This window comes from Burkholderia sp. MSMB1589WGS (genome assembly GCF_001636105.1).
Lineage (GTDB): Bacteria > Pseudomonadota > Gammaproteobacteria > Burkholderiales > Burkholderiaceae > Burkholderia > Burkholderia humptydooensis.
Genome location: NZ_LNJT01000007.1, coordinates 900,534 through 923,062, shown reverse-complemented (window position 1 = coordinate 923,062; position 22,529 = coordinate 900,534). Strand labels below are relative to the sequence as shown.

19 protein-coding genes, 1 other RNA gene and 1 pseudogene are annotated in these 22,529 nt (G+C 66.2%); 16 read left to right on the top strand and 5 right to left on the bottom strand.

Going from position 1 to position 22,529, the window contains the following annotated elements; genetic code table 11:
• Positions 1-34 precede the first annotated feature (34 nt).
• The 4 genes from ssrA to ompA form a co-directional block, all read right to left on the bottom strand.
• Positions 35-404, bottom strand: a transfer-messenger RNA (tmRNA) gene (ssrA, locus tag WT16_RS12210).
• Positions 405-410: 6 nt separating this feature from the next.
• Positions 411-1,136 carry a phosphoglycolate phosphatase gene (gph, locus tag WT16_RS12205; protein ID WP_009916803.1) on the bottom strand — a complete coding sequence of 242 codons (726 nt, stop codon included), beginning with the start codon at positions 1,134-1,136 and terminating at the stop codon, positions 411-413.
• Between the two features lie 26 nt (positions 1,137-1,162).
• Complete coding sequence (gene ubiG / locus WT16_RS12200; RefSeq protein WP_063533415.1) at positions 1,163-1,861, bottom strand: bifunctional 2-polyprenyl-6-hydroxyphenol methylase/3-demethylubiquinol 3-O-methyltransferase UbiG; 699 nt, start codon at positions 1,859-1,861, stop codon at positions 1,163-1,165.
• A gap of 169 nt (positions 1,862-2,030) precedes the next feature.
• Complete coding sequence (gene ompA / locus WT16_RS12195; RefSeq protein ID WP_006025709.1) at positions 2,031-2,705, bottom strand: outer membrane protein OmpA; 675 nt, start codon at positions 2,703-2,705, stop codon at positions 2,031-2,033.
• 522 nt (positions 2,706-3,227) lie between these two features.
• Here ompA and gyrA point away from each other — a divergent pair.
• The 16 genes and pseudogenes from gyrA (at position 3,228) to cysM (ending at position 21,144) form a co-directional block, all read left to right on the top strand.
• Positions 3,228-5,828, top strand: a complete 2,601-nt coding sequence (gene gyrA / locus WT16_RS12190; RefSeq protein ID WP_063533414.1) for a DNA gyrase subunit A — start codon at positions 3,228-3,230, stop codon at positions 5,826-5,828.
• A gap of 100 nt (positions 5,829-5,928) precedes the next feature.
• The gene (locus WT16_RS12185; RefSeq protein ID WP_009916801.1) at positions 5,929-6,525 is read left to right on the top strand and encodes a DUF2059 domain-containing protein; all 597 of its coding nucleotides are present in this window, start codon (positions 5,929-5,931) and stop codon (positions 6,523-6,525) included.
• A gap of 173 nt (positions 6,526-6,698) precedes the next feature.
• Positions 6,699-7,781 carry a 3-phosphoserine/phosphohydroxythreonine transaminase gene (gene serC, locus WT16_RS12180; protein ID WP_015602168.1) on the top strand — a complete coding sequence of 361 codons (1,083 nt, stop codon included), beginning with the start codon at positions 6,699-6,701 and terminating at the stop codon, positions 7,779-7,781.
• 34 nt (positions 7,782-7,815) lie between these two features.
• Complete coding sequence (pheA, locus tag WT16_RS12175; RefSeq protein ID WP_015600290.1) at positions 7,816-8,898, top strand: prephenate dehydratase; 1,083 nt, start codon at positions 7,816-7,818, stop codon at positions 8,896-8,898.
• A 92-nt stretch (positions 8,899-8,990) separates the two neighbouring features.
• Positions 8,991-9,938, top strand: a pseudogene (locus WT16_RS35605) (prephenate dehydrogenase/arogenate dehydrogenase family protein); the annotation flags it as partial.
• A gap of 105 nt (positions 9,939-10,043) precedes the next feature.
• Positions 10,044-11,348 carry a 3-phosphoshikimate 1-carboxyvinyltransferase gene (aroA, locus tag WT16_RS35600; protein WP_063533850.1) on the top strand — a complete coding sequence of 435 codons (1,305 nt, stop codon included), beginning with the start codon at positions 10,044-10,046 and terminating at the stop codon, positions 11,346-11,348.
• A 16-nt stretch (positions 11,349-11,364) separates the two neighbouring features.
• Entirely contained in the window at positions 11,365-12,051 is a 687-nt protein-coding gene (gene cmK / locus WT16_RS12165; protein WP_059934044.1) for a cytidylate kinase CmK, read from the top strand.
• Positions 12,052-12,198: 147 nt separating this feature from the next.
• Entirely contained in the window at positions 12,199-13,911 is a 1,713-nt protein-coding gene (gene rpsA, locus WT16_RS12160) for a 30S ribosomal protein S1 (RefSeq protein WP_006025716.1), read from the top strand.
• A 22-nt stretch (positions 13,912-13,933) separates the two neighbouring features.
• A complete protein-coding gene (locus WT16_RS12155) occupies positions 13,934-14,257 on the top strand; it encodes an integration host factor subunit beta (RefSeq protein WP_009916398.1) in 324 nt (107 codons plus the stop codon).
• 223 nt (positions 14,258-14,480) lie between these two features.
• A complete protein-coding gene (locus tag WT16_RS12150; protein WP_004195986.1) occupies positions 14,481-14,774 on the top strand; it encodes a LapA family protein in 294 nt (97 codons plus the stop codon).
• 54 nt (positions 14,775-14,828) lie between these two features.
• Entirely contained in the window at positions 14,829-15,998 is a 1,170-nt protein-coding gene (lapB, locus tag WT16_RS12145; RefSeq protein ID WP_006025718.1) for a lipopolysaccharide assembly protein LapB, read from the top strand.
• A 109-nt stretch (positions 15,999-16,107) separates the two neighbouring features.
• Positions 16,108-17,508, top strand: a complete 1,401-nt coding sequence (locus tag WT16_RS12140; RefSeq protein WP_015600060.1) for a UDP-glucose/GDP-mannose dehydrogenase family protein — start codon at positions 16,108-16,110, stop codon at positions 17,506-17,508.
• Entirely contained in the window at positions 17,477-18,463 is a 987-nt protein-coding gene (gene rfaE1 / locus WT16_RS12135; RefSeq protein ID WP_009916397.1) for a D-glycero-beta-D-manno-heptose-7-phosphate kinase, read from the top strand. Before WT16_RS12140 ends, rfaE1 begins: the two co-directional genes overlap by 32 nt.
• A gap of 58 nt (positions 18,464-18,521) precedes the next feature.
• Positions 18,522-19,514: an ADP-glyceromanno-heptose 6-epimerase gene (gene rfaD, locus WT16_RS12130; protein ID WP_063533413.1), complete on the top strand. Its 993-nt coding sequence runs from the start codon at positions 18,522-18,524 to the stop codon at positions 19,512-19,514.
• Positions 19,515-19,585: 71 nt separating this feature from the next.
• On the top strand, positions 19,586-19,903 hold the full coding sequence (locus WT16_RS12125; RefSeq protein ID WP_015601656.1) for a helix-hairpin-helix domain-containing protein: 318 nt from the start codon (positions 19,586-19,588) through the stop codon (positions 19,901-19,903).
• Between the two features lie 338 nt (positions 19,904-20,241).
• Positions 20,242-21,144 carry a cysteine synthase CysM gene (gene cysM / locus WT16_RS12115; RefSeq protein WP_009916396.1) on the top strand — a complete coding sequence of 301 codons (903 nt, stop codon included), beginning with the start codon at positions 20,242-20,244 and terminating at the stop codon, positions 21,142-21,144.
• 94 nt (positions 21,145-21,238) lie between these two features.
• Here cysM and mltB read toward each other — a convergent pair whose 3' ends face one another.
• Entirely contained in the window at positions 21,239-22,450 is a 1,212-nt protein-coding gene (gene mltB, locus WT16_RS12110) for a lytic murein transglycosylase B (protein WP_059934040.1), read from the bottom strand.
• Between the last annotated feature and the right edge of the window lie 79 nt (positions 22,451-22,529).

Here is a 22,529-nt window from a genome sequence, read left to right as displayed (position 1 = left end):
GCCCTTGTTGAACAAGGGCTTTCGGGGTGTCGGGTGGTGGAGGCGGCGGGAATCGAACCCGCGTCCAGAAGCGGTCCACGACCAGTTCTACATGTTTAGTTCTGTCATTTGATTTAACCGTGACGTCGCGGACGAACACGCTCCGTTACGGCGATTCACTCGATTTTCGACCCGGCCGTCGTGACGCCGGACAGGCTTAACTGACGTATATGACCTCTGTCGGTATTGCTACCGGTCTTGCGACACTAGCCCGTCAGTGAACTAGGCAGAGGACGGCGGCCCTTAGGCTGCCAGTGCGAACGTATCGTCGTTTGCAGTTACGTTTTTCCCATTGATTAACGAGGTGACGGGTCCTCGACATGCCCTAGCCGCTTCACAACCCCTGTCGAAACCAGGTCGCCCCCAGCGGATCAGACATTATAGCGCAACACGCGCAGCAGCCGCTGCAGGTCGTCCGTCGTCTCGGCGAGATGCTGCGCCTGCCAGTCGGCGGGCGCGGCGCCTTCGCCGCAATAGCCGTATGCGGCCGCGACCGTCGACATGCCGGCCGCGCTGCCCGCCTGGATGTCGCGCAAGTCGTCGCCGACGTACACGATCCGTTCGGGCGCGAGCGACAGCCTCCGCGCGGCATGGAGCAGCGGCGCCGGATGCGGCTTCGGGTGCGACGCCGTGTCGCCGCTGACGACGCACGCCGCGCGCGCCGCGAGGCCGAGCAGCGCGACGAGCGGATCGGTGAACCGCGCGGCCTTGTTGGTCACGATGCCCCAGCGCACGCCGCGCGCGTCCAGGTCGTCGAGCAGCGCGCCGATGCCTGGAAAGAGCGTCGTGTGCACGCACAGGTCCGCCGCGTAGTTGGCGAGGAATTCGTCGCGCAGCGCATCGAATTCCGCGTCCGCGGGCACGATGCCGAACGCGCTGCCGATCAGGCCGCGAGCGCCCGCCGACGCGAGCGGACGCAGCGCATCGAGCGGCGTTTGTGCGGCGCCGCGCGAGCGCTGCATCTTGTTGATCGCGGCCGCGAGGTCGGGCGCGGTGTCGGCGAGCGTGCCGTCGAGATCGAACAGCACGGCCTCGCAGGCGTCGAGGTGCGGCCCGACGGACGGCGGGGCGGCGAAGGAGGGCGACGAAGAGCTCATGAACGCGGATCGGTGCGGGTGGCGGGTCAGGTGCTGCGGCGGCATGCGACGAGGTAATTGACGTCGGTGTCGTTCGACAGCGCGAAGCGCTTCGCGAGCGGATGGTAAGTGATGCCCCTGATTTCGACGAGCTGCAGGCCGGCCGCGCGCACGAAGTGCGCGAGTTCGGACGGGCGGATGAAGCGCGCATAGTCGTGCGTGCCCTTCGGCAGCATCTGCGCGATGTATTCGGCGCCGACCACGGCGAGCAGGTACGACTTGAGGTTGCGGTTCAGCGTCGAGAAGAACACCCAGCCGCCCGGCTTCACGAGCGTCGCGCACGCGGCGACGATGTTCGCGGGCGACGGCACGTGCTCGAGCATTTCCATGCACGTGACGACGTCGTATGCGCCCGGCTCGCGCGCGGCGAGCGCTTCGGCCGCGATCGCCTCGTAATCGACGCTCACGCCGCTTTCGAGGCTGTGCAGATCGGCGACGCCGAGCGCTTCCGTCGCAAGATCGATGCCCTTGACCTGCGCGCCGAGCGACGCCATCGATTCCGACAGGATGCCGCCGCCGCAGCCGATGTCGACGACGCGCTTGCCGGGCAGATGCGCGTGCGCATCGATCCAGTTCAGGCGAACCGGATTGAGGTCGTGCAGAGGCTTGAATTCGGCGTTCGGATCCCACCATTTGTGAGCGAGGTCGCTGAATTTCTGGAGTTCGTGCGGATCGGCGTTCGTCATGTCGGCAAGCGGATGCGGGAAAGAGGGCGGCGGCGCGCCCGTCAAGCCACGAGTATATAAGCTAAGCGGGCGAGGTCGCCAGGAACGCGGCCGCGCGATGCCCGGGCCGCGTCAATGAAAAAGCCCCGCCGAAGCGGGGCTTTTGAAGCAGATGCGTTCGATCCGGGGCTTACTGCGCCGGAACGGTCGTCTTCTGCACTTCCTGCGTGCCGACCACTTCGACTTCCACGCGGCGGTCCGGTGCGAGGCAGGCGATGAGCTGCTTGCGGTTCTTCTGCTTGCACGTGTTGCCCGTGACCGGGTTGCGCTTGCCCTTGCCTTCCGTGTAGACCTTGTTCGCCGGGACGCCCTTGCTGACGAGGTACGACTTGACGGCTTGCGCACGGCGCAGCGACAGACGGTCGTTGTACTTGTCTGAACCGATGCGGTCGGTGTAGCCCGTGGCCACGACCACTTCGACGTTCATGCCCTGGATCTTCGAGGCCAGTTCGTCAAGCTTCTGCTTGCCGGCCGGCTTCAGGATGGCCTTGTCGAAGTCGAACAGCGTATCGGCTTGGTACGTAATCTTCTGGCTCGTGATGACCGGAGCAGCCGGTGCGACCGGGGCCGGTGCCGGTGCCTGGGCGACCAGTGCGCCATCGCACTTCGCGTTGGCGGTGGCCGGCGTCCAGAACGCATCGCGCCAGCAGAGCTCGTTCGTGCCGTTCATCCACACCCATTCGCCCGTGCCATTCACCCAGTTGTCATTCACGGCTTGTCGCGACGCCGGCACCGACTGTGCCGAAGCGGATGCAGCCATAACTGCGGTAGCTGCAATGAACGCGAGCTTTGAAAGTTTATTCATATTTCTCCTCTCGAAATTGAGATTACCGCAGGTTTACTGCGAGCCTGTTGACGATGACAAGTCATACATTGCTCGAAGTATAACATTGGTGCGGCACAAAAAACGCGGCACCGCTCTGTGTAGACTTCGAGCAGCGTCTAACTTTCAGTGCGTTGGCATTTTGCCATATCGTTCCCTTCCCACGAAAAAAAATCCTCCCCACCCTAACATCGCTCTATCGATTGTGGCGCGAGTGCAACACCGCTTGCCGCATGTTTCGAAAATTGTCAAGTCTGTTGGCGGGAAATTGCGGATTTTTTGAAGTGCGAACCTTTCGCCAATCGTTTTGTGTTTTTTTGTGCGCGCATCGGCGGGCGGGGGAGCGAGGCGGCGGGCGATTCACTCGCGCGAGTTTCGCCTTTCTTATATAGAGGGGCCCGCGTTGGGGCGGGTTGGGGCGCATGTTAGAATTGCGTGTTGCGTCGCGCGAGCGGCGCCCACGCGAAAGGCGGCCCCGTCTTCGCTCCGAAAAGATACGGATACATGGATCAATTCGCCAAAGAGACCCTGCCCACCTCCCTCGAGGAGGAAATGCGCAAGTCGTATCTCGATTACGCCATGAGCGTGATCGTCGGTCGTGCCCTTCCGGATGTCCGCGATGGCTTGAAGCCCGTGCACCGGCGCGTGCTGTTCGCGATGCACGAACTGAACAACGACTGGAACCGGCCGTACAAGAAGTCCGCGCGCATCGTCGGCGACGTGATCGGTAAGTACCATCCGCACGGCGACACCGCGGTCTACGACACGATCGTCCGGATGGCCCAGGACTTCTCGCTGCGCTACATGCTCGTCGACGGTCAGGGCAACTTCGGCTCGGTCGACGGCGACAACGCGGCCGCGATGCGCTACACCGAAATCCGGATGGCCAAGATCGGCCACGAACTGCTCGCGGACATCGACAAGGAAACCGTCGACTTCGGCCCGAACTACGACGGCAGCGAGATGCAGCCGCTCATCCTGCCGTCGCGGATTCCGAATCTCCTCATCAACGGTTCGTCGGGGATCGCGGTCGGCATGGCGACCAACATTCCGCCGCACAACCTGAACGAGGTCGTCGACGCATGCCTGTACCTGCTGAACAATCCGCAGGCGAGCGTCGACGAGCTGATCGAGATCATCCCCGCGCCCGATTTCCCGACGGCCGGCATCATCTACGGCGTCGCCGGCGTGCGCGACGGCTATCGCACCGGCCGCGGGCGCGTCGTGATGCGCGCGGCCACGCACTTCGAGGAGATCGACCGCGGCCAGCGGATGGCGATCATCGTCGACGAGCTGCCGTACCAGGTCAACAAGCGCTCGCTGCTCGAGCGGATCGCGGAGCTCGTCAACGAGAAGAAGCTCGAGGGCATCTCCGACATCCGCGACGAGTCCGACAAGAGCGGCATGCGCGTCGTGATCGAGCTCAAGCGCGGCGAAGTGCCCGAGGTCGTGCTGAACAACCTGTACAAGGCGACGCAGTTGCAGGACACGTTCGGCATGAACATGGTCGCGCTCGTCGACAACCAGCCGAAGCTCCTCAATCTGAGGGAGATCCTGCAGTGCTTCCTGTCGCATCGGCGCGAAGTGCTGACGCGGCGCACCGTCTACGAACTGCGCAAGGCGCGCGAGCGCGGCCACGTGCTCGAAGGCCTCGCCGTCGCGCTCGCGAACATCGACGAGTTCATCGCGATCATCAAGGCCGCGCCGACGCCGCCGATCGCGAAGCAGGAGCTGATGGCGAAATCGTGGGATTCGTCGCTCGTGCGCGACATGCTCACGCGCGCCGAAACCGAGAACGCGGCGGCCGGCGGGCGCGACGCGTACCGGCCGGAGGGCCTGAGCCCGGCGTTCGGCATGCAGGGCGACGGCCTGTACCGGCTGTCCGACACGCAGGCGCAGGAAATCCTCCAGATGCGCCTGCAGCGCCTGACGGGCCTCGAGCAGGACAAGATCATCGGCGAATACCGCGACGTGATGGCGCAGATCGCGGATCTGCTGGACATCCTGGCTCGCCCCGAGCGGATCACGGTGATGATCGGCGAGGAGCTGACCGCGGTGAAGGCGGAGTTCGGCGACGCGCGCCGCTCGAAAATCGAGCTGAACGCGACCGAGCTGAACACCGAAGACCTGATCACGCCGCAGGACATGGTGGTCACGATGTCGCACGCGGGCTACGTGAAGTCGCAGCCGCTGTCCGAATACCGCGCGCAGAAGCGCGGCGGCCGCGGCAAGCAGGCGACGCAGATGAAGGAGGACGACTGGATCGAGACGCTCTTCATCGCGAACACGCACGACTACATCCTGTGCTTCTCGAACCGCGGCCGCGTGTACTGGGTCAAGGTCTACGAGGTGCCGCAGGGCTCGCGCAACTCGCGCGGCCGCCCGATCGTCAACATGTTCCCGCTGCAGGACGGCGAGAAGATCAACGTCGTGCTGCCCGTGAAGGAATTCTCGGCGGACAAGTACGTGTTCATGACGACAGCGTTGGGCACCGTCAAGAAAACGCCGCTTGAGGCGTTCAGCCGCCCGATGAAGAAGGGCATCATTGCGGTCGGCCTGGATGACGGCGACTACCTGATCGGCGCGGCGATCACCGACGGCGCGCACGACGTGATGCTGTTCTCCGACGCCGGCAAGGCGGTGCGCTTCGACGAGAACGACGTGCGGCCGATGGGCCGCGAGGCGCGCGGCGTGCGCGGGATGCAGCTCGACGACGCGCAGCAGGTGATCGCGATGCTCGTCGCGGGCAGCGAGGAGCAGTCGGTGCTGACCGCGACCGAGAACGGCTACGGCAAGCGCACGCCGATCACCGAGTACACGCGCCACGGCCGCGGCACGAAGGGGATGATCGCGATCCAGACGTCCGAGCGCAACGGCCGCGTCGTCGCCGCGACGCTCGTCGATGCCGAGGATCAGATCATGCTGATCACGACGGCGGGCGTGCTGATCCGCACGCGCGTGTCGGAGATTCGCGAAATGGGACGGGCGACGCAAGGTGTTACACTCATCAGCCTCGATGAAGGCACCAAGCTTTCGGGTCTGCAGCAGATCGCCGAGGCGGACGCCGATACCGACGACGACGCGTCGGAGGGCGGCGACGCCTGAGTCAGGTTGTGACCGTCGAGCCGCCGCCCGGCGCGCACGCAAAGATGTGGCGTGAAGGGCGCGGCGTATAAACTGTACATATTTCCATGAGGGAGTGATGATGCAAAAACGATTCAAGCAACTGGTCCTGCTGGCGGCGATGGTTCCGGCATTCGCAATGGCGCAATCGCTGTCGAACCAGTCTTCGGCTCCGGCGGCCGCTGCTCCGATCGACGCAGACAAGAAGGCGGCGATCAAGGATCTGCTCGACGCAATCGACGCGCCGAAGCTCGTGTCGGCGATCGCGAACAGCGCCGAGATGCAGTCGAAGCAGCTCGTGCCGGCGATCCTGTCGGACGCGCTGTCGGAGAACAAGACGCTGAACGACAAGCAGAAGCAGGCCGCCGTGCCGACGCTGCAGAAGAACGCGGTGCCGAAGCTCGTCGACGGCGCGGGCAAGGTGTTCGGCACGCAGCAGTTCACGAGCGATGCGATGCAGGCCCAGTACGACGCGTATGCGAAGTACTACAGCACGTCGGAGATCAAGGATCTGACGACGTTCTACAAGAGCCCGACGGGCCGCAAGTTCATTCAGGTGCAGGATCAGGTCGGCCGCGACGTCGTGAACGGCCTGATGCAGAAGTACATGCCGCAGGCGATCAAGGCGACGCGCGACCAGGCCGACAAGGAAGTCGCGGCAGTCAAGCCGGGCAAGTAAGCCGCATCGGCTGAGGCTCGCCGGCCCGGGCGGCGTTCGTCGCGCGGGTTTGGCGGGTTCGTCAGGACAGTGCGATAATGGCCGTTTGCGCGATAGCGCAAGCGGCCATTTCCTTTTCCCGCGCGGCATTCGGCCGGTTCGAAGCGGCCGGGTCCCTTCCGAGGTTTTTCACGATGCGCGTCTTTAATTTCTCCGCCGGTCCCGCGGCGCTGCCCGAGGAAGTGCTGCGTCAGGCGGCCGCCGAAATGCTCGACTGGAACGGCAGCGGCATGAGCGTGATGGAAATGAGCCATCGCGGCAAGGAGTTCATGTCGATCCACGAGGCCGCGCTCGCCGACCTGCGCGAGCTGCTCGACGTGCCCGCGAACTACCGGATCCTGTTCCTGCAGGGCGGGGGGATCGCCGAGAACGCGATCGTGCCGATGAATCTGCTCGGCTCGCGCGCGACGGCCGACTTCGTCGTCACGGGCTCGTGGTCGCAGAAGTCGTTCAACGAGGCGAAGAAATACTGCACGCCGCATCTCGCCGCGACGGGCAGGACGGACGCGGGCTTCACGCGCGTGCCGGCGTTCTCCGAATGGCAAATGTCCGACGATCCGGCGTACGTGCACCTCTGCACGAACGAGACGATCGACGGCGTCGAGACGTTCGACATCCCCGATCTCGGCAACGTGCCGCTCGTCGCCGACGTGTCGTCGCACATCCTGTCGCGCCCGATCGACATCGAGAAGTACGGCGCGATCTTCGGCGGCGCGCAGAAGAACATCGGGATGGCGGGCGTGACGCTCGTGATCGTGCGCGAGGATCTGCTCGACCGCGCGCTGTCGATCTGCCCGTCGGCGTTCGAATGGAAGACGGTCGCGCTCAACAATTCGCTCTACAACACGCCGCCCACCTACGCGATCTACATCGCGGGGCTGGTGTTCAAGTGGCTGAAGGCGCAGGGCGGCCTGGCCGAGATCGAGGCGCGCAACATCGAAAAATCGAAGCTGCTGTACGGCGCGATCGACGCGAGCAGCTTCTATCTGAACAAGGTCGAGAAGTCGGCGCGTTCGCGGATGAACGTGCCGTTCTTCCTCGCCGACGAATCGCGCAACGAAGACTTCCTCGCCGGCGCTAAGGAGCGCGGGCTGCTGCAGTTGAAGGGCCACAAGTCCGTCGGCGGCATGCGGGCGTCGATCTACAACGCGGTGCCGCTCGCGGGCGTGCAGGCGCTCGTGGAGTACATGAAGGATTTCGAGCGGCGCTGCGCGTGACGCGCGCCGCTCCTTACGCATTGCTGGCCAATTCATGGACGACGAACTCAATTCCCGCCTGAAACCCCTGCGCGAGCGCATCGACGCGATCGACTCGCAGCTCATCGCGCTGCTGAATCAGCGCGCGGCGGTCGCGCTCGAGGTCGGCGAGGTCAAGAAGCACTTCAACGCGCCCGTGTTCCGGCCGGAGCGCGAGCAGCAGGTGATCGCGCGCTTGCAGGACATGAGCGCCGGGCCGCTCGCGAGCGAGCACATCAGCGCGATCTGGCGCGAGATCATGGCGGCGAGCCGCGATCTCGAACAGACGATCCACGTTGCGTTCCTCGGGCCCGTCGGCACCTACAGCGAACAGGCGATGTTCGACTACTTCGGGCAATCGATCGAAGGGCTGCCTTGCCCGTCGATCGACGAAGTGTTCCGCTCGGTCGAGGCGGGCGCCGCGACGTTCGGCGTCGTGCCGGTCGAGAATTCGTCGGAAGGCGCGGTGTCGCGCACGCTCGATCTGCTGCTGCATACGCAGCTTCTGATCGGCGGCGAGCTGTCGCTGCCGGTCCACCACAACCTGCTCACGCAGACGGGCAAGCTTGACGGCGTGAAGCGCGTCTGCGCGCACGCGCAGGCGCTCGCGCAGTGCCAGCAATGGCTCGCCTCGAACGTGCCGCATCTCGAGCGGCAGGCGGTGGCGAGCAACGCGCAAGCCGCGCGGCTCGCGGCCGACGACGCGACGATCGCCGCGATCGCGGGCGACCGCGCGGCGACGCACTACGGGCTGCAGATCGCGTATGCGCTGATCCAGGACGACCCGCACAACCGCACGCGCTTCGCCGTGATCGGCAAGGAGCCGGCCGGGCCGAGCGGGCATGACCAGACGTCGCTCATCGTATCGGTGAAGAACGAGCCGGGCGCGGTGTTCAAGCTGCTCGAGCCGCTCGCGCGGCACGGCGTGTCGATGACGCGCTTCGAGTCGCGCCCGGCGCGGGTCGGCACGTGGGAGTATTACTTCTACATCGACATCGAAGGGCACCGCGACGACGCCGCCGTCCAGCGCGCGCTCGCGGAGCTCGGCAAGAAGGCGGCATTCCTGAAGATTCTCGGTTCGTATCCGCGCGCGCGGTGATGCGCGTCGCGCTGCGCCGCGCGTCGCCGCAGTCGTGTTGGCCGCGTCGGCCGAAGTGGCAACGAGCGTAAAGCGACGGCTGGCGCAGGCGCGTGGCGGCCGACTTCGCGGCCCGGCCGCGCGCCTCGGGCAGGCGACCGTTCGATATTGACCCTTGCGCGCCCGGGCCCGTCCCGGACGCGCGTTACTTGGCTCTCGTCGTGTCAGGCTTTTCTTTCGACAAACTGGTGATTTTCGGCGTCGGGCTGATCGGCGGCTCGCTCGCGCTCGCATTGCGCGAAGGCGCGTCGGGCGGCAGGCGCGAGGTGGTCGGCGTCGGCCGCTCGGCGGCGTCGATCGAGCGCGCGCTCGCGCGGCGCGTGATCGACCGCGCGGCTGCGCTCGACGACGACGCGCAACTGCGCGACGCGCTCGCGGGCGCGGACCTCGTGCTGCTCGCGGCGCCCGTCGCGCAGACGGGACCGCTTCTTGCGCGAATCGCGCCGTTTCTCGACGCATCGACGATCGTCACCGACGCAGGCAGCACGAAGTCGGACGTCGTCGCGGCCGCGCGCGCGGCGCTAGGCGTGCGGATCGGCCAGTTCGTGCCGGGGCACCCGATCGCCGGGCGTGAAGCGAGCGGCGTCGAAGCGGCGCTCGCCGATCTGTACGTCGGCCGCAACGTCGTGCTGTGTGCGCTGCCGGAGAATGCGCCGCACGCGCTCGCGCGCATCGAGGCGATGTGGCGCGCGGCGCGCGCCGACGTGCGCGCGATGAGCGCCGAGCGGCACGACCGCGTGTTCGCGGCGGTGAGCCATCTGCCGCACGTGCTGTCGTTCGCGCTCGTCGAGCAGATTCTCGGCGAATCCGACGCCGAGCTGAAGTTTTCGTATGCGGCGGGTGGTTTCCGCGATTTCACGCGCATCGCCGCGTCGAGCCCGGAAATGTGGCGCGATGTCTGCCTCGCGAACCGCGCGGCGCTCCTCGACGAGCTCGACGCGTACACCGCCGTGCTCGCGCGGTTGCGCGCGGCGATCGACGCGGGCGACGGCGCGGCGCTCGAAGCCGTGTTCGCGCGCTCGCGCGCCGCGCGCGCCGCATGGCGCGAGCGTGGCGCGAAGCCCGCTCCCGCTGTCCGTTCAGACACTCCTGGAACAGGATCTCACATGGAACATCTCGATCTCGGCCCGTTCTCCCATGCGCAAGGCACGGTGCGTCTGCCCGGCTCGAAGAGCATCTCGAACCGCGTGCTGCTGCTCGCGGCGCTCGCGGAGGGCGAGACGACCGTCACGAACCTGCTCGATTCCGACGATACGCGCGTGATGCTCGACGCGCTGGCGAAGCTCGGCGTGAAGCTGTCGCGCAACGGCGACACCTGCGTCGTCGGCGGCACGCGCGGCGCGTTCACCGCGAAGACCGCGGATCTCTTCCTCGGCAACGCGGGCACCGCGGTGCGGCCGCTGACCGCGGCGCTCGCGGTCAACGGCGGCGACTACCGGATCCACGGCGTGCCGCGGATGCACGAGCGCCCGATCGGCGACCTCGTCGACGGGCTGCGCCAGATTGGCGCGCAGATCGACTACGAAGGCAACGAGGGCTTCCCGCCGCTCAGGATCCGGCCCGCGGCGATTTCGGTCGACGCGCCGATCCGTGTGCGCGGCGACGTGTCGAGCCAGTTCCTGACCGCGCTCCTGATGACGTTGCCGCTCGTGAAGGCGAAGGATGGCGCGAGCGTCGTCGAGATCGACGGCGAGCTGATCTCGAAGCCGTACATCGAGATCACGATCAAGCTGATGGCGCGCTTCGGCGTGACGGTGGAGCGCGACGGCTGGCAGCGCTTCACGGTGCCGGCGGGCGTGCGCTACCGGTCGCCCGGCGCGATCATGGTGGAGGGCGACGCGTCGTCGGCGTCGTACTTCCTCGCGGCGGGCGCGTTGGGCGGCGGGCCGTTGCGCGTCGAGGGCGTTGGCCGCGCGAGCATCCAGGGCGACGTCGGCTTCGCGAACGCGCTGATGCAGATGGGCGCGAACGTGACGATGGGCGACGACTGGATCGAGGTGCGCGGCATCGGCCACGACCACGGCAAGCTCGCGCCGATCGACATGGACTTCAACCTGATTCCGGACGCTGCGATGACGATCGCCGTCGCCGCGCTGTTCGCCGGCGGCACGAGCACGCTGCGCAACATCGGTAGCTGGCGCGTGAAGGAGACCGACCGGATCGCCGCGATGGCGGCCGAACTGCGCAAGCTCGGCGCGACGGTCGAGGAGGGCGCCGACTATCTCGTCGTGACGCCGCCCGCGCAACTCGTGCCGAACGCGTCGATCGACACCTACGACGACCACCGGATGGCGATGTGCTTCTCGCTCGTGAGCCTGGGCGGCGTGCCCGTGCGCATCAACGATCCGAAGTGCGTCGGCAAGACGTTCCCCGACTATTTCGACCGTTTTCTGGCGCTCGCGACCGCGTGACGCCCGCATTGACCCGATGAAATCGACTCGACCTTTTCACCCGACCCCAGTTATCACGATCGACGGCCCGACGGCGTCCGGCAAGGGCACCGTCGCGGCGCTCGTCGCCGCGCACCTCGGCTTTCACCTGCTCGACAGCGGCGCGCTGTACCGGCTCGCGGCGCTCGCGAGCATCCGCTACCAGGTCGCGCCCGATGACGCCGATGCGCTCGCCAAGCTGGTCGACGGCCTGCACATCACGTTTCGCGAGGGCTGTGCGCAGCTCGACGGCATCGACGTGTCCGACGAGATCCGGGCGGAGGCGGTCGGCAACCGGGCGTCGGCGATCGCCGTCCACGCTCCGGTGCGCGCGGCGCTCGTCGCGCGGCAGCGCGCGTTCCGCAAGACGCCGGGGCTCGTCGCGGACGGCCGCGACATGGGGACGGTGATCTTTCCGGACGCGGTGCTGAAGGTGTTCCTGACGGCGAGCGTCGAGGCGCGCGCCGCGCGCCGGCATAAGCAATTGATGCAAAAAGGTTTTTCTGCTAACATAGATAACTTGCTTCAGGATTTGCGCGAACGTGACGCACGCGACAGCAATCGCGCCGCCGCGCCGCTCAGGCCTGCGGCGGACGCCAGGCCCCTCGACACGTCGGCCTTGACGATCGAGCAATCGGTCGAACAGGTGCTCGCGTGGTATCGGGAGCTCGGCCAGCCCGCTTGAAAGAGGGGCGAAAGCGTAGGTAGTGGTGCTTCGCGCGACGCGCGAAGCGTGTGTTAAACCCTTAACCCCGTGTGGATTCGCGGGCGCGTCGCCAGCCGTTGCGGCCGGCGCGGGCGGTAGAGCGAAACCACGCACAAACCGATTTTTATGTCCGACCTGCAAACCTCCAACCCGAATACCGAATCCTTCGCGGCTCTGTTCGAAGAGTCGCTCACCCGCCAAGACATGCGCGCCGGCGAGGTGATCTCCGCCGAAGTCGTGCGTGTCGACCACAACTTCGTGGTCGTCAACGCAGGCCTCAAGTCCGAGGCTTACATTCCCATCGAGGAATTCCTGAACGATCAGGGCGAGGTTGAGGTCCAGGCGGGCGATTTCGTTTCCGTCGCGATCGACGCGCTGGAAAACGGCTACGGCGACACGATCCTGTCGCGCGACAAGGCGAAGCGCCTCGCTTCGTGGCTGTCGCTGGAAAAGGCGCTCGACAACAACGAACTCGTCACGGGCACGATCACCGGCAAGGTGAAGGGCGGCATGACGGTGATGGTCAACGGCATCCGCGCGTTCCTGCCGGGCTCGCTCGTCGACACGCGTCCCGTCAAGGACACGACGCCGTACGAAGGCAAGACGCTCGAATTCCGCGTGATCAAGCTCGACCGCAAGCGTAACAACGTCGTGCTGTCGCGCCGCGCGGTGATCGAAGCCACGCAGGGCGAAGAGCGCGCGAAGCTGCTCGAGACGCTCAAGGAAGGCGCGATCGTCAACGGCGTCGTCAAGAACATCACCGATTACGGCGCGTTCGTGGATCTGGGCGGCATCGACGGCCTGCTGCACATCACCGACATCGCATGGCGCCGCGTGCGTCACCCGAGCGAAGTCCTGTCGGTCGGCCAGGAAGTCACCGCGAAGATCCTCAAGTTCGACCAAGAGAAGAACCGCGTGTCGCTCGGCATCAAGCAGCTTGGCGATGATCCGTGGGAAGGCATCTCGCGCCGCTACCCGTCGGGCACGCGCCTGTTCGGCAAGGTCACGAACATCACCGATTACGGCGCGTTCGTCGAAGTGGAATCGGGCATCGAGGGCCTGGTGCACGTGTCGGAAATGGACTGGACGAACAAGAACGTCGCTCCGTCGAAGGTCGTTCAGCTCGGCGACGAAGTCGAAGTCATGGTGCTCGAGATCGACGAAGACCGTCGTCGTATCAGCCTCGGCATGAAGCAGTGCAAGCCGAATCCGTGGGACGACTTCAGCCGCAACTTCAAGAAGGGCGACAAGATCACGGGCGCGATCAAGTCGATCACCGATTTCGGCGTGTTCATCGGTCTGCCGGGCGGCATCGACGGCCTGGTCCACCTGTCGGACCTGTCGTGGAGCGAAGCGGGCGAAGAAGCGGTTCGCAAGTACAAGAAGGGCGACGAAGTCGAGGCAATCGTGCTCGGCATCGACGTCGAGAAGGAACGCATTTCGCTTGGCATCAAGCAGCTCGAAGGCGATCCGTTCAGCAACTACGTCGCGATGAACGACAAGGGCTCGATCGTCGACGGCGTCGTGAAGTCGGTCGATGCGAAGGGCGCGGTCATCACGCTGACGCCGGACGTCGAAGGCTACCTGCGCGCGTCGGAAATCTCGCAGGATCGCGTCGAAGACGCTCGCAACGTGCTGAAGGAAGGCGAGAAGGTCAACGCGATGGTGATCAACATCGATCGCAAGTCGCGCGGCATCAACCTGTCGATCAAGGCGAAGGATTCGGCCGAGCAGCAGGAAGCGATGCGCGGCCTGCAAGCCGATTCGAGCTCCGCCGCGACCGGTACGACCAACCTCGGCGCGCTGCTGAAGGCGAAGCTCGACGGCCAGAACCAGTAAGCCTCGCGAGGTCTGCTGAAGTATGACCAAATCCGAGTTGGTCGCCCAGTTGGCATCGCGATTTCCGCAGCTCGTGTTGAAGGATGCGGATTTCGCGGTGAAAACGATGCTCGATGCGATGTCCGACGCATTGTCGAAAGGGCATCGCATCGAAATTCGCGGCTTCGGCAGCTTCGGTCTGAACCGTCGCCCGGCGCGCGTCGGGCGCAATCCGAAGTCGGGGGAGAAGGTGCAGGTGCCCGAGAAGCGCGTGCCGCACTTCAAGCCAGGCAAGGAATTGCGCGAGCGCGTCGACGGCCGCGCCGGCGAGCCGTTGAAGAACGACGAGCCGGAAGACGGCCAGTGACGGTTCCGTCGCAGCCGAGGTCGAGCCAGCATGGCTGAAAGAAAGCGCCCCTTGCGGGGCGCTTTTTCTTTGGGCGCGCCACGCGCGTTTCGCGAAGCGCGTCAAGCGCCGCGCAAGCGATTCACGAAGCGCGAAACGCTTCCTTTACAATACGGGGCGCCCGAGACGCTGCGAAGGGGAGTCGCATGCGCCGCCGAACAATCTCAGTCAAAGAGAGGGAGTCATGAAGTTCATCGTCTGGTTGATCCGTGTGCTGGTGTTCGTGCTGCTGCTCGTGCTCGCGTTGGCGAATACGCAAAGCGCGACGCTGAATTTCCTCGCCGGCTACAACTGGCAGGCTCCGCTGATCCTGATCGGTCTCGCGTTCTTCGGCGTCGGGCTGATCGCGGGGTTGCTGTCGGCATTGCCCGCGATCTTCCGGATGCGGATGGAGAACGGCCGCCTGAAGCGCGACTTGCGCGCCGTGCGCGAGAACCCGGCCGTCGTCGACCAGCCGCCGATGCCGCCCGTCATTTAACGATGCCGACGCCGCGCACGATGCGCGGCCCAGGTTTTTTTCGACACACGTTGCATGGATCTCGATTTCTGGTGGCTGCTCGCCATCCCCGTCGCGTTCGCGCTCGGCTGGATGGCGTCGCGCTACGACCTCAACAAGCTGCTGTCCGAGAGCGCGAACCTGCCGCGCTCGTATTTTCGCGGCCTGAATTTCCTGCTGAACGAGCAGCCGGACAAAGCGATCGACGCGTTCATCGAAGTCGCGAAGCTCGACCCAGAAACGGTCGAGCTGCACTTCGCGCTCGGCAACCTGTTTCGCCGCCGCGGCGAAACGGACCGCGCGATCCGCGTTCATCAGAACCTCTTGAGCCGCAACGATCTGCCCGTGAACGAGCGCGACCACGCGCTCTTCGAGCTCGGCCAGGATTTCCTGAAGGCGGGCTTGCTCGACCGCGCGGAAGAGACGTTCCGCATGCTCGCCGAAGGCGACTACGCGCTCGACGCGCAGCGCGCGCTCCTCACGATCTACGAGATCGAGAAGGACTGGAACAAGTCGATCGACACCGCGACGCGGATCGAATCGATGGGCGCGCCGCGTCTTGTGACGGAGATTGCGCAGTTCCATTGCGAGCTTGCGCAGGATGCGCTGCAGCGCAAGAACGCCGAGCTCGCGGCCGGGCATCTGCGCGACGCGCTCGCGGTGAATCCGCAGAACGCGCGCGCGGCGATCCTGTCGGGCGACGCGGCCGCCGCGGCGGGCGACCATCGCGCGGCGATCGAGCACTGGCGCCGGATCGAGACGCAGAATCCCGCGTACCTGCCGCTCGTCGCCGACAGGCTGATGAAATCGTACACGGCGCTCGATCGGGCGGCCGAAGGCGCCGAACTGCTGACGGGCTATGCGCAGCGCTATCCGTCGAACGATCTGCTCGACGTCGTCTATCAGTACGTCGCGCAACTGCGCGGCAACGGCGTCGCGCACGCGCTCGCACGTTCGCAGATGGAAAAGGCGCCGAACCTGTCCGGCATGCTGCATCTGCTCGACGCGCAGATCGCCGCGGCCGACGAGCCGCGCCGCGCGGAGCTCGAGATGATGCGCGCGCTCGTCAGGCAGCGCACCAAGAATCTGCCACGATATACATGCCAGAATTGCGGTTTCCGGGCGCGCCTCTTCTATTGGCAGTGCCCTGGATGCAGCGGCTGGGAAACCTATGCGCCGCGGCGCGTCGAACCCGCCGTTGCGTAATGGGGTGGTAATGGGGCGGTAATGGGGCAGGCCGCGCGGGCCGGCGCGACGCCGCCTGCGGCCTGAACCGGGCGGACGCCGTCCGCTCGAGCGAATCATCGGAATACTTATGAAGATCACCATCATCGGCACGGGCTATGTGGGCCTCGTCACCGGCGCGTGTCTCGCCGAGATCGGCCACGACGTGTTCTGCCTCGACGTCGATCCCCGCAAGATCGACATCCTGAACAACGGCGGCATGCCGATTCACGAACCCGGGCTGCAGGAAATCATCGCGCGCACCCGAGCGGCGGGACGCATCACGTTCTCGACCGACGTCGCGGCGAGCGTCGCGCACGGCGAGATCCAGTTCATTGCGGTCGGCACGCCACCCGACGAGGACGGCTCCGCGGACCTGCAATACGTGCTCGAGGCGGCGCGCAGCATCGGCCGCCACATGACGGGCTACAAGGTGATCGTCGACAAGTCGACGGTGCCCGTCGGCACCGCGCAGCGCGTGCACGCGGTGATCGACGAGGCGCTCGCGGCGCGCGGCCTCGCGGGCAGCGCCGAGCATCGCTTCTCGGTCGTGTCGAATCCCGAGTTCTTGAAGGAGGGGGCGGCCGTCGACGATTTCATGCGGCCCGACCGGATCATCATCGGCGTCGACGACGACGCGGCGGGCGCGATCGCCCGCGAGAGGATGAAGAAGCTCTACGCGCCGTTCAACCGCAATCACGAGCGCACGATCTACATGGACGTGCGCTCGGCCGAGTTCTCGAAATACGCGGCGAACGCGATGCTCGCGACGCGCATCTCGTTCATGAACGAGATGTCGAATCTCGCGGACCGCGTCGGCGCCGACATCGAGGCGGTGCGGCGCGGGATCGGCTCCGATCCGCGGATCGGCTATCACTTCCTGTATGCGGGCGTCGGCTACGGCGGCTCGTGCTTTCCGAAGGACGTGCAGGCGCTCATCCGCACCGCGAGCGAGAACGGTCAGCCGCTCAGGATTCTCGAGGCGGTCGAGGACGTGAACCACGCGCAGAAGAACGTGCTGCTCGACAAGATCGCGCAGCGCTACGGCGCCGATCTGGCGGGCCGCACGTTCGCCGTCTGGGGGCTTGCGTTCAAGCCGAACACCGACGACATGCGCGAAGCGCCGAGCCGGCGCCTGATCGCGTCGCTGCTCGCGCGCGGCGCGACGGTGCGCGCGTACGATCCCGTCGCGCTCGACGAGGCTCGGCGCGTGTTCGCGCTCGATCTGCACGACGGGCCCGACGCGCTCGCGCGGCTCGCGTTCGTCGATTCGGCCGACGATGCGCTCGCGGGCGCGGACGCGCTCGTCATCGTCACCGAATGGAAGGAATTCAAGAGCCCGGACTTCGCGCATCTGAAATCGGTGCTGAAGGCGCCCGTGATCTTCGACGGCCGCAACCTGTACGAACCCGACGCGATGGCCGAGCTCGGCATCGATTACCACGCCATTGGACGCCCCTATGTCGAGCCTTTCTCTTCCGAGCGCGGATAAGCGCGCGGCGCTCGCCGCGACCGCGCGCGCCGTGCCGCGCGAGCAGATCGCGAAATCGCGCGTGCTCGTCGTCGGCGACGTAATGCTCGATCGCTATTGGTTCGGCAACGTCAACCGGATCTCGCCCGAGGCGCCCGTGCCCGTCGTGCACGTGCAGCGGCAGGAGGAACGGCTGGGCGGCGCGGCGAACGTCGCGCGCAATGCGGTGACGCTCGGCGGCCAGGCGGGCCTGCTGTGCGTCGTCGGGCGCGACGAGCCGGGCGAGCGGATCGTCGAGCTGCTCGGCGAGAGCGGCGTGACGCCGTATCTCGAGCGCGATCCGTCGCTGCCGACGACGATCAAGCTGCGCGTGCTCGCGCAGCAGCAGCAATTGCTGCGCGTCGACTTCGAGGCGTCGCCGACGCACGAGGTGCTGCTCGCGGGGCTCGCGCGCTTCGACGCGCTGCTGCCGTCGTACGACGTCGTGCTGATGTCCGACTACGCGAAGGGCGGGCTCACGCACGTGACGACGATGATCGCGAAGGCGCGCGCGGCGGGCAAGCCCGTGCTCGTCGATCCGAAGGGCGCCGACTGGGCGCGCTATCGCGGCGCGTCGCTGATCACGCCGAACCGCGCGGAGTTGCGCGAGGTCGTCGGGCGGTGGACGTCCGAGGACGATCTGCGCGCGCGCGTCACGAAGCTGCGCGAAGCGCTCGCGCTCGATGCGCTGCTGCTCACGCGCTCGGAAGAGGGGATGACGCTCTTCTCGAACGACGGGGAACTGCACGTGAGCGCGCTCGCGCGCGAAGTGTACGATGTGTCGGGCGCGGGCGACACGGTGATCGCGACCGTCGCGACGATGCTCGGCGCCGGGCTGCCGCTCGTCGAAGCGGTGGTGCTGGCGAATCGCGCGGCGGGCATCGTGGTCGGCAAGCTCGGCACCGCGACCGTCGAGTACGACGAACTGTTTCATTGAACGACACCGGCGCGCGCCGCCCGCGCGCCATACGCACACTCTCATCGGCAGAACGATCATGACTCTCATCGTTACCGGCGCGGCCGGCTTCATCGGCGCGAACATCGTCAAGGCGCTGAACGAGCGCGGCGAGACGCGCATCATCGCGGTCGACAACCTGACGCGCGCGGACAAGTTCAGGAACCTCGTCGATTGCGAGATCGACGACTATCTCGACAAGACCGAATTCGTCGAGCGCTTCGCGCGCGGCGACTTCGGCAAGGTGCGCGCGGTATTCCACGAAGGCGCCTGCTCGGACACGATGGAAACCGACGGCCGCTACATGATGGACAACAACTTCCGCTACAGCCGCGCGGTGCTCGACGCGTGCCTCGCGCAGGGCGCGCAGTTCCTGTATGCGTCGTCGGCCGCGATCTACGGCGGCTCGAGCCGCTTCGTCGAGGAGCGCGAGGTCGAGGCGCCGCTCAACGTGTACGGCTATTCGAAGTTCCTGTTCGATCAGGTGATCCGTCGCGTGATGCCGAGCGCGAAGAGCCAGATCGCGGGCTTTCGCTACTTCAACGTGTACGGGCCGCGCGAGTCGCACAAGGGGCGCATGGCGTCAGTCGCGTTCCACAACTTCAACCAGTTCCGCGCCGAGGGCAAGGTCAAGCTGTTCGGCGAGTACAACGGCTACGGCCCGGGCGAGCAGACGCGCGATTTCGTGTCGGTCGAGGACGTTGCGAGGGTGAACCTGTATTTCTTCGATCATCCGGAGAAGTCGGGCATCTTCAATCTCGGCACCGGCCGCGCGCAGCCGTTCAACGACATCGCGACGACGGTCGTCAACACGCTGCGCGCGCTCGAAGGCAAGTCCGCGCTCACGCTCGCCGAGCAGGTCGAGCAGGGGCTCGTCGAATACGTACAGTTTCCGGACGCGCTGCGCGGCAAATACCAGTGCTTCACGCAGGCCGACCAGACGAAGCTGCGCGCGGCCGGCTACGATGCGCTGTTCCTGACGGTGCAGGAAGGCGTCGATCGCTACGTTCGTTGGCTGTTCGGCCAACTGTAAGCGGCGCGCCCGCCTCCTTAGACTGGGTCTCACGGTCGGCAGCCGCCGGCCGTTTTTCCACGGAGATCCAGATGCTGAAGAAACTTCTCGCGACGGTCGCGCTGTGCGCCGCGGCCGCGCACGGATGGGCTGCCGTCGACGTCAACGTCGCGAACGACGATGCGCTTCGCGGCATCAGGGGCATCGGCCCGGCGAAAGCCAAGGCGATCGTCGACGAGCGGGCCGCGCACGGCCCGTTCAAGGACGCGGCCGATCTCGCGCACAGAGTGAAGGGCATGGGCGGCAAGACGGTCGAGCGCTTGCAGGCCGAGGGCCTCGCGATCGGTGCGGCCCGCGCGCCCGCCGCAGCCGCGGCGCCGCAGAAAGCGGCGGCGGCCGGCAAGAAATAATCCGGGCTGCTGACGATTCTGGTGCTGGCGGCCTCTCGCAATCGAGCGGCCGGCGGCAGGGTGATGCCTCCTTCAGGCGCCGCTTCGGCGGCGAATTCCCGCGGCGCGTGCCGCGGGCTTTTTGCATGGCCGCCACGCAGCGTACTCGCGCGTGCGTATGTCGCGCGGGCCTCGGCTGGCGCGGCAATCATGAACGTCGGGCGGCTCGCGCACATCGAGCACATCGAGCGCCGGAAGGCCGGGCGCTTTCGGTGGCAGGCTTGATGGCCATCGGCGCGCATGTTTCTCCGCTGGTTTACAATCGACCCGTTCATCGGCATCGGATAAACGTGACGTTCATGGCTTACAAAACTATCGAAGACACGATCGGCAATACGCCGCTCGTGCAACTCGTCCGCTTGCCGGACGACGAGATTCGCGAGCGCAACAATGTGATTCTCGCGAAGCTGGAAGGCAACAATCCGGCGGGCTCGGTGAAGGACCGTCCCGCGCTGTCGATGATCCGCAAGGCGGAAGAGCGCGGCACGATCAAGCCGGGCGACACGCTGATCGAGGCGACGAGCGGCAACACCGGCATCGCGCTCGCGATGGCGGCGGCGATCCGCGGCTACAAGATGGTGCTGATCATGCCGGAGGATCTGTCCGTCGAGCGTCGTCAGAGCATGGCCGCGTATGGCGCGGAGATCGTGCTGACGCCGGTGAAGGGCGGCATGGAATTCGCGCGCGACCTTGCCGACCAGATGCAGCGCGAAGGCAAGGGCGTGATTCTCGACCAGTTCGCGAATCCGGACAATCCGCTCGCGCATTACGAAGGCACCGGCCCCGAAATCTGGCGCGAGACCGAGGGCCGCATTACGCACTTCGTATCCGCGATGGGCACGACGGGCACGATCATGGGCACGTCGCGGTATCTGAAGGAAAGGAATGCGAACGTCGAGATCGTCGGCGCGCAGCCCGACGAGGGCTCGCGCATTCCCGGCATCCGCAAGTGGCCGGAAGCGTATCTGCCGAAAATTTTCGATCGCAGCCGCATCGATCGCGTCGAGAACGTGAGCCAGGCCGCGTCCGAAGCGATGGCGCGCAAGCTCGCGGCCGTCGAAGGCATCTTCTGCGGCATCTCGTCGGGCGGCGCATGCGAAGTCGCACTGCGCGTCGCGCGGCAGGTCGAGAATGCGACGATCGTGTTCGTTGTCTGCGACCGCGGTGATCGTTATCTGTCGACGGGAGTGTTCCCCGCGTAACGCACGGCGCCGTCTCGCAGGCACGTGAAAAAAAGCGCTGCTCAAGCAGCGCTTTTTTCATTCCGGCGATTGCGCGCTCCGCGCTGCGTCGGCGTCACTCGGACGACGGCTGCGCCGCGGGCGCCGCGGGTGCGGCATCGGCAGGCGCCGACGTCAGCGCGCCGCTGGCTTCCATTTGCGCCTTCACGCGCTCGCCCAGTTGATAGACGGCGAGCGCATAGAAGAAGCTGCGGTTGTAGCGGGTCAGCACGTAGAAATTCTGCAGTCCGAGCTTGTATTCGGTTGTGCGGCCGGGCGTCGGCAGATCGATCACGGTGACGGGCGTGCTCGCCTCCGATGCGATGTTGACGGACGCCTCGTCGAGCACGAGGCCCGCGCGCAGCAACTGCGACAGCGCCCAGTGCGGCTCGGGCCGGCCGTCGGCCGCCGCTTGCGCGACGCCCTGGCTGCCCGCATCGGGCGCGATGTTCCATACCACCGGCCGGCTGGTTTCCCAGCCGTGCTGCTTCAGATAGTTCGCGACGCTGCCGATCGCGTCGGCCTGGCTCGCGCGCAGATCGATGTGGCCGTTGCCGTCGTAATCGACCGCGTAATCGCGGATGCTGCTCGGCAGGAACTGTGGAATGCCGATCGCGCCTGTGTAGGAGCCGAGCACGCTCGTCGGGTCGAGCTGGCTGTCGCGCGTCCATACGAGGAAGTCTTCGAGGTTCTTGCGGAACGTCGCCTGCCGCGCGTCGCGATTCGGCGTGTCCGGATAGTCGAAGGCAAGCGTCGTCAGCGCATCGAGCGTGCGGAAGTTGCCCATGTAGCGGCCGTAGATCGTCTCGACGCCGATGATGCCGACGATCACCTCGGGCGGCACGCCGAATTCCGTGGACGCGCGCTGCAGCGTGCCCTGGTTCGCGCGCCAGAACTTCACGCCGGCGTTCACGCGCACCGCGTCGAGAAAGCGCGACTGGTAGACGCGCCAGTTCTTGACGGTGGGCGACGGCGCGGGCATCACGAGCTTCGCGGCGGTCGCCGAGTAGCTCACGCGCGCGAACAGCGCATGCAGCGCGTTGGCGTCGAAGTCATGGCGTGCGACCATGTCGGCGATGAACGCGTCGATCTTCGCATTGTTCGCGTAGCGCTGCGGAACGATTTCTTCTTCGAACGTCTGTCCTTGCGGCGCGCTTGGCTGCGGTTGCGGCTGCGTTTGCGCGACGGCGGCTGACGCGAAGAGCGTCGCGGCGAGCGACAGCGCGGCGAGCGGGAGGCGAAGACGGAAAGCGAGCGAGACGGGTGCGGCAGGCTGGTGGAAGGTCATGTCGAAGCGAAGCGGACGAGACGGATGATTTCGGGGCAGTATAACCGACACGCCCGTCGCGCCGGCCCGGCGCGGGGCG